Raw genomic sequence first — 6,000 nt, forward strand, 5'->3', positions numbered from 1 at the left:
GACGGGGCTCGGCGACGAGGGGCTATTCATTCGCAGCCAGCCGGCTCTATACTAACGCCGAATGTTGACTGCCAAGTGCAACCTGCGATTGGCAACAATCTAGCGACGAAACGCCCCTGGAACAACGGGACAAGCGAGTTGAGCACATCCGCTACACCTGCTTTTGGCACTAAATTGCGCGAGCTTCGGCACGCGAAGGGGCTTACTCTGCGCACGCTTGCCGATCGAGTCGGTGTTAGTTTCACCTATTTGTCGAAGATCGAGAATGTAAAGCTCGAATCAGGTCACGCGCCGTCCGAACAACTCATTCAGGTCTTGTCAAAAGAGCTGGATGGCAATGAACGCGAGCTTATGTTGCTGGCCAACAAGATCCCGAAAACGATTCGTCGTCGGCTTAACGAGCGCCCAGATGCGTTCGCCGTCTTGGCTGAGTTGGACGACGCGAACTTGGATAAGATCGTCAGAAAGGCGAAGCGTCTCGGGAAGTGAACATTCCCTCGAGTTTTCAGTTTTTTCGTCAGGTGAAGAGTGCTGAGCGTGCTACGTCATCGAAGCCGAGGCTGAAACGTCAAAGTGACGACTCACGCTAGGTCTTTGGCCAGTTGCGAGAGTCAAAGCCTCGTATGTATTGGAGTGCGTTTCAAAATCAAATGAATGAGCGATTCCATTATCATCAGTCAACAAAACTTCCTTGCCTCCAAGGCGTCCGCCACGTTGACCGCCAACGTAGCTTGAAATCAACTCAAACAAAGCAAGCTCGGAGACGTTTGAGAACTTTTCGCGAAATTGCCGAGATTGAACCACGTAACGACACGGTTTAGCTCGATCAAAACCCTCTGGTAGTCGTCTTGGATGTGGGCAAACGATGCCCACCATCGGCTCTGGTCCCCGGTAATCTTCGACGTATCGCCAGAGAGTCGACGTCCAGGTGTTATCGAAAGTTGTTTTTAGTTGCTTGATTGTCGCCATACTGACCGGCATATCCATTGCTTCCTCGACGAAACGATTCTGCAGGAACAGCAGTTGTCCGCAGGCGTAGTTGGCCTCGGCTTCGATAGTCGCATGGCAAGCGGGACTCAGTTCTGTTTCGCTGTCGCCAAGAAGAAAATCCTTGTGCCACCACGCTAACGAATGCCCGATCTCATGTCCCTCGGCCCAACGATGTTTGAGCTTTGGCAATTCGCGGTCGATTAGAATCTTTTTCTGATCCGCAAAAAACAAAGCTCTCAGGTCGAAGCTCTTGATTGCGTCTGCCACCAGCATCGGGTTCGCGATTACTTGCTTCGCGCCAACTTTTAGTGCGTGGACGACTTGTCGGAGGTGCCCGGGATCCCGACTGCTGTAGTACTCGCGGTCCAGATTTAGCCGTGCACGAACTGCATCAAGATCCAGTGGAGGCTCTAGTCCACGAAACTCCGACAACACCCGTGACACAGCGTTGTCAATTTCTTCGGCTTCGTCGCCGTCGACAATGGGGTTCTTCATATGTGTTGCTTAGGTACTGGAACGGAGTTGCTTAACGAACTGATGGAAATACTTCTTTTGGGATCTAGTTAGCTCGCTGAAATTCTTTCCAGAGCAAGCCGCTACCTCCAAAGATGTTTCTAGCCCTTCTTCAGCCGAGTCAGTTCTCAGACTTGCGAGCAGCGCTAGCTTGTTCGGCGAAAGTCGAAAGAATTTGGCGAGCTTTGAAACGACTAAGGGACGTGGAACAAAAGTTGGATCCTCCTCGATGGCTTCCAACGTAGGCATTCCAACTCCGGCTTTTTGAGAGACTGCCTCAATTGTCAAACGGCGTTCCGTTCTCAGTACTCGAACAACGCACCCCAAAGATTGATTACGTGCCTCCTTCCTTGGCAGATCCTCGTAGAAATCATCGCCTTGAAACTTCTCGTACAGGTCTTCGGCGGACCGAAGAGACTCTGGGACCTCGATTGGTGTGCTACCGAGACAACGCCTAGCTTCCTCAATCTCTGCTTCCGTTGTGGGGAGGAGGCTCTCAACAAATGACTTTGCTTCAGCGAGCTGTCTTTCGATCTCCTCGGTTTCGGCATCTATGTGAATAGACATGACTGGCTCCAGGTGGTTCAGGGGTTATTTGCTTGCAGGCTCGAATGACTCAGCGAGCTTTTTCTTGAGTCTTTCGTATTGCTTCCGCAGGGCAGCTGGATTTGAGTCCAATTTGTGAGCAAATTCGGCAATCAGCTCGGGCGGTGGATGCGATTTGCCCGTTTGCGGCGAGTAGTGGTCAATAAAGAACCAGATAATCTCCTGCTGCTTGTCGGTAAATTGCTGGCGAATCCGTCGGTGAAGATCAGCAAACGAATCTACATCGTCTTCGTATTCGGCTTTAGCAAGAGAGTTGTCGGGTTCGGTCGGGTCAAGAAAGGCCGCTTTGACACTTCGAGGGCGCCTGACTGCATCGATCAGCAGCTTTCGAGCGATCTCCAAGAGCCAGCTTGTGACGTGATTCCTTGACTGGGCATTGGATTGGTACTCGCCCACCACAAAAGACCTAGCTTTGGTTCGGAGTACCCTTTGAAACGTGCGGCAAACAATTTCTTCAACATCAATGCCGAATCGCTCCAGATTCGCTCTTTCACGATTCAAACAGCCGTAAAGAAACTCGTGGTGCCTGGCGTAGAGCTCCTTCCACGCTTTGGCGACTTCAGTTTCCTCGCTATCTGAGCATTTGATCTTGTCCAGAAGTTCATGGTCTGGCGGTTCAGGGGCAGTTTGAAGCACGATTGCGTCTCCATTCGGTTGAATCAGTAACTGGTTGCTCCCTCCACGAAGAGTATACGCATACCTGTGACACCAATTTCTCAAAAAAGTTCTTCGAGATCCGATGTCACCAGAAGTCGTATGCCTCAGCAACGGGAACGACAGTTCGTCAGCCCCACGACACTAGAAGAGGTTCTACCGATGGAAATGCCATCCCATACAAATCCAAGTCTGCTCAATGAAGTCGAAGATCTCGAGGTCTGCTGCCGCGAGGGGCGACCTGCCCGTTGCGTGCGGAGGTACCGCATCCGAATCGATCGGCAACAACACGTTGTCAACGTAACCTGCATGAATGGCCGCCAGCTTCTCGAGATCGCTGGAAAATGCGACGTCACCAAATGGAAGATTTTCCAGAAGCTTTGTGGACAGATGCAAGAGATTGGTCTCGATGAAGACGTGTGCTTCACGACTCCAGGCGTTGAAAAATTCAAGACGATGCCTCTCGATCAAACCGAAGGGCAGTGATGAGTTTGCGGCGAGAAATTGCGCTACCACCGGGGGACGTCGAGTTCTTGGACTCGGCGTTTCCCAAGTGGGAAGCGATTCGGAATGGCGCTGCGACTTGGCTTCTACTGCCTGAGCTCTCGGTACCGGATGGCTACAACCACAGCCGTGTTACGGCGTGCCTGCGACTGGAGCCTGGTTATCCGGACACACAGATCGACATGGTCTACTTCAGTCCGTCGCTTGCGCGGAAAGATGGAAAGGCAATCGGAGCGATTGGTAACTGCCAGCAAGTCGATGGCCGTCAATTCCAGCGATGGTCCCGGCACCGCACGCCGGTGAATCCATGGCGATCAGGGGTCGATGACATCGAAGCTCACATGATTTTGGTCAAGCACTGGCTCGAAAGGGAGTTTGCAAAATGAATGACGACATGATTCTCCGATTAACCGGTCAGCAGCACGCGAAGCTGCAAGCACACTTGTTTCCGGGTGATGGGCTGGAGGCCGTCGCACTCGCCCTGTGCGGCCGGCGAAATGGGAAGGGGCGACACTGTCTGAGTGTCTCCAACATAGTACTGGTCCCGCATGAGCGCTGCGATCGCTTTGCCGATCGTGTGACATGGCCCACCGATTTTCTTGAGCCTCTCCTGGCCGAAGCCTCAAAGCAGGAGTGGGCGGTAGTCAAGATCCATAGCCATCCCGGAGGATATGACCGATTCTCGGGTTACGATGATCGTTCAGATCGAGTTTTCTTCGATACCACTGAAAGCTGGACAGAATCAGATGCCCCTCACGGTAGCGTCGTAATGCTTCCCGGAGGCAAGATGTTTGGGCGAGTGGGTCGGGCGGGTGGATTTCAACCGATGGACGCGATTGCGGTTGCTGGCGATTCGATCGAATACTGGACCATCGAAGATGAGTTTTATGTTCCCGACTTTGCAGATCGGCATGCACAAGTCCTTGGCGCCGGTACTTTCGAGAAACTCCGTCGGCTTCGTGTGGCAGTTGTCGGATGCTCAGGAACGGGATCTCCAACCATCGAGCAGTTGTTTCGGTTGGGAGTCGGCGAACTCGTGCTTGTCGATCCCGACACGATTGGGCCTGAAAATCTGAACCGTATTCTCAACTCGCGCGGACGGCACGCCCAGGCCGAAAACCTCAAAGTGGACGTGGCGGCCCATGCGATCGAGGACACCGGGCTCGGAACAACCGTAATCAGCCTACCTGTTGATCTTTGCACGACCGAAGCGGTAGAGATCGTGGGCACCTGCGATGTCATCATTGGCTGCGTCGATAGCGTTTTCGCACGCCATTTACTAAACAAGATTTCGTCGACCTACTGCATTCCCTACATCGACATTGGTGTTGGTCTCCGTGCAGACGGAAACGGCGGAATCGCCCACGCGACTGGCGCGGTTCAATACCTGCAACCCGATGGATCTAGCCTCCTGAGCCGCAAAGTGTTTTCTCAGCGAGACATCCAATCCGACATCTTGCAACGCACCGATCCCGAAGAGTATCGCTCTCGATTGGATGATGGCTACATCAAGGGCGCGGAGGTCAGCAAACCCGCGGTGATAACAATCAATACCATCTTCTCGGGTTACGGCGTTTGGGAACTGCTGTGCCGGATGCATGCGATTCGGGACGATGGCAGCTATGAATTTGCAAATCAACGCTGGTCGTTATCCGGAAACATTCATGACCATGAGGCTGAGGGTGAGCGTTGTCCTGTCGTTTCGCGACACCTCGGATTCGGGGATATGGTTCCGCTGTTAGGCATGCCTGAACTCTCTCCAAGGAAGGCGTCTATCGATGCGAATCATTAGCAAGATCTGGACCTGGCTTTGGAGTTGGATTCGATTTTGGGAGTCACGGTGGACTGCGGTAACGGTAGACGATATTCCGGATGATCCCGATGAAAATATCGTTTATCTCGTCGAGGAAGACGGCGTGGTTTGGCAAGTCGTCATGGCCTGCCCCTGCGGCTGCAAGTCGCGAATCCAACTCTGCTGTATTCCAGGTTCACGTCCCAGATGGACCTTTGATGTTCACGAAAACAATACCATCACATTGCACCCATCAGTCTGGAGAACTGTTGGCTGTCGAAGCCACTTCTTCCTTCGGAATGGTCGCGTTTCTTGGTGCTGACTAATCATAGCCGAGATTGGCTGGCGCCGTGTTCCCCGTGAGGATGTGTAAACCGAGACCCGGATGTCAAACAGAGAATCAGAGAGTTCTCGGGGTTGTCTCTGGGGTGCGGAGCGAACCAGGGTGGTCGAACTCGGCAGCCCGGACTCTCGCCGCGAAAGTGAGAACATTGAGTTTGGGCGCCGCGGCGTCGAAAGACTGCAAAAAACGGGGCAGAAATGAAAAACGCCCGTTGGCCGATATTGGGCCACGGGCGTTAACTGGTTTGCGAGAGCTTTCGCGATTTCAAAACTAGCTCAAATCGTGGTTGGCTGGGTTTGACAGCGGGGTTAATAGTAAATTCCCGCAAAACCTCGGTAATACGGCAAAAACGCGATTTAGAGACAGCAGTTTCGTAGTTGAACTCGATTTCGTTTGTTTCGTTTATTTGCTTTATTGCGTTTGGCCGATATAATGGTAGTGGAGGCCTAAACCATGAACGCAACCCTGTCCGATTTTCCCAACACTCTCTCGCCGACGCCCGGAGATGCCGAGCTGGCGAAAGCGTCCAGCCGCGCTATCGCGGACCTTGTCGCTCACGAAAGCGAGGCCACCATCCGTCTGGTCGCCAAGCTGGGAA

Annotated in this window: 8 protein-coding genes; 5 read left to right on the forward strand and 3 right to left on the reverse strand. The window is 53.0% G+C overall.

The window, feature by feature from the left end; genetic code table 11:
* The first annotated feature begins 138 nt into the window (after positions 1-138).
* Positions 139-489: a helix-turn-helix domain-containing protein gene (locus ABD971_RS03385; RefSeq protein ID WP_345319407.1), complete on the forward strand. Its 351-nt coding sequence runs from the start codon at positions 139-141 to the stop codon at positions 487-489.
* A 51-nt stretch (positions 490-540) separates the two neighbouring features.
* Here ABD971_RS03385 and ABD971_RS03390 read toward each other — a convergent pair whose 3' ends face one another.
* Genes ABD971_RS03390 through ABD971_RS03400 form a run of 3 tightly spaced genes read right to left on the reverse strand, consistent with a single transcriptional unit; the run spans position 541 to position 2,745 of the window.
* The gene (locus tag ABD971_RS03390) at positions 541-1,485 is read right to left on the reverse strand and encodes an ImmA/IrrE family metallo-endopeptidase (protein WP_345319409.1); all 945 of its coding nucleotides are present in this window, start codon (positions 1,483-1,485) and stop codon (positions 541-543) included.
* 9 nt (positions 1,486-1,494) lie between these two features.
* Positions 1,495-2,070, reverse strand: coding sequence for a helix-turn-helix domain-containing protein (locus ABD971_RS03395; protein WP_345319411.1), 576 nt, complete (start codon positions 2,068-2,070; stop codon positions 1,495-1,497).
* Between the two features lie 24 nt (positions 2,071-2,094).
* The gene (locus tag ABD971_RS03400) at positions 2,095-2,745 is read right to left on the reverse strand and encodes an RNA polymerase sigma factor (RefSeq protein WP_345319413.1); all 651 of its coding nucleotides are present in this window, start codon (positions 2,743-2,745) and stop codon (positions 2,095-2,097) included.
* Between the two features lie 180 nt (positions 2,746-2,925).
* On the opposite strand from ABD971_RS03400, the gene ABD971_RS03405 reads away from it, so the two are divergent.
* Genes ABD971_RS03405 through ABD971_RS36180 form a run of 4 tightly spaced genes read left to right on the forward strand, consistent with a single transcriptional unit; the run spans position 2,926 to position 5,381 of the window.
* Positions 2,926-3,249 carry a multiubiquitin domain-containing protein gene (locus ABD971_RS03405; protein WP_345319415.1) on the forward strand — a complete coding sequence of 108 codons (324 nt, stop codon included), beginning with the start codon at positions 2,926-2,928 and terminating at the stop codon, positions 3,247-3,249.
* Positions 3,249-3,653: an E2/UBC family protein gene (locus tag ABD971_RS03410; RefSeq protein ID WP_345319417.1), complete on the forward strand. Its 405-nt coding sequence runs from the start codon at positions 3,249-3,251 to the stop codon at positions 3,651-3,653. Before ABD971_RS03405 ends, ABD971_RS03410 begins: the two co-directional genes overlap by 1 nt.
* Positions 3,650-5,059 (forward strand): ThiF family adenylyltransferase, encoded by a 1,410-nt coding sequence (locus ABD971_RS03415; RefSeq protein ID WP_345319419.1) that lies wholly within the window; start codon positions 3,650-3,652, stop codon positions 5,057-5,059. Before ABD971_RS03410 ends, ABD971_RS03415 begins: the two co-directional genes overlap by 4 nt.
* Positions 5,046-5,381, forward strand: a complete 336-nt coding sequence (locus ABD971_RS36180) for a ubiquitination-like system serine protease family protein (RefSeq protein ID WP_486348639.1) — start codon at positions 5,046-5,048, stop codon at positions 5,379-5,381. The genes ABD971_RS03415 and ABD971_RS36180 overlap by 14 nt, the downstream gene beginning before the upstream one ends.
* The last annotated feature ends 619 nt before the right edge of the window (positions 5,382-6,000 follow it).

The organism is Novipirellula rosea (genome assembly GCF_039541335.1).
Taxonomy (GTDB): domain Bacteria; phylum Planctomycetota; class Planctomycetia; order Pirellulales; family Pirellulaceae; genus Novipirellula; species Novipirellula rosea.